Consider the following 1,386-nt stretch of genomic DNA (forward strand, 5'->3'; position numbering starts at 1 on the left):
TTTGAAATTCGAACGGTCCTACTTTTGGGCCGTTTTCTTTTTTCTGGAAGAATATAACGTTTCACTCGTTCTCGCATTGCCCTTAATTTCTTTGGAATTGAACCTGGCGAAGCGATGGCACACCAGAGTATTTCATCCTGTATATCCCGCAAAGCCATGACAAAACTAATTCTCAGCGGGGAGACTTTAGCCTCTTTGGCTATTCGACTTATCTCTACTCGAATTAAATTGTAGGCTAGCAATATACCCCATAGCTCTTGATTGACTCCATCCACAGTCTGACTACGCAAAAGAATACTATCCTCAAGCATCTGGTGTTTTATTTCTCCATAGCTATTTTCAATTTCCCAGCGTTCGAAATAGACATCAAGAATGGCCTGCGCACCAAAAGCCTGTTTATCATCCAAAGAGCACAGCAGACCTTTTATTTTTCCAGGCCCCATTGGCTCAGGATAAAGAACCAGTCTGGCCTGCCAGCACTCAGGAAGCGAAGGGTCTTGTTTTCTGGCATGCGCAGATACACTCATCTCTACTTTGAAGTCATGCTCAGAGTAAGATTCAATGACGGTGTATTGCGTGTTGCTTTTAATCGGGACCATCCAGTGCGACTGTGGGTGTTGCTTACGCCAATTAATCAGTAGCTCAGCGCTGAGATAACATCGGTCAAAAATAGTTAGACTGTTATTACTTACATGACTAAATAACTGCTTTGCGTAGTTCACCTCACCTTGATAACTGGGCCCGAAGGCAACGTGGTGTATCAACCGGCTACGCAAGGAGCTTAAGGCGCATAGGCGTACAATAGGATATTCTGTATGACGGTTTTTACTGTGCTTAATATAGTGAAAGTGCTCAGCAAGAGCAGGTGTATCAGGTGCACGAAATTGCGTTCCATCGACAGAAAATAACCGGAGTCCATACCACGTATCATCAGCATCTTCTTCTTGTGTCCAATGGGCTGCACATAGGTGAAATAAGGCTTGGAGGGGGTCGCTACTGAGGCGCTGTCTCGCTTGAGGAATAGCACTTGGAGCAACCGTATCGCCCAGGGTATCAGTGAGTGTTAAATCTAACTTCTCAACAATGTCACTAATAGAGCGGTCGCGAAAAAGACCCATTGCAATGATAAGCCAGACGACAAGCTCAGCAGGTAACTTACGTTTGCGAATACTTGCTTTATCGGTCTGCTCGAGCACATTAGAAATCCACTCAAGAGGGATATGTTTCTGAAATGTAGATAAAGAGTCAGGAGTGGCGAATATATCCGTATCAAGTAACCAATGACTAAGCATAAAAATACCCTCATAATCAAAAGATGATAAGGGTATTGTGAAGCAACCAAAAGATCGGTCAACCGATCAAAAATACCTTAACTGATCGGTGTTA

General features: G+C 43.7%; 1 protein-coding gene. It reads right to left on the reverse strand.

What is annotated here, in order from left to right; genetic code table 11:
* The coding region (locus L647_RS0115965; RefSeq protein WP_024611947.1) for an IS4 family transposase at nucleotides 1-1,292 on the reverse strand (1,292 nt) is incomplete at its 3' end.
* Nucleotides 1,293-1,386: the final 94 nt, after the last annotated feature.

It is taken from the genome of Pseudoalteromonas sp. TB64, from assembly GCF_000498095.1.
GTDB lineage: Bacteria > Pseudomonadota > Gammaproteobacteria > Enterobacterales > Alteromonadaceae > Pseudoalteromonas.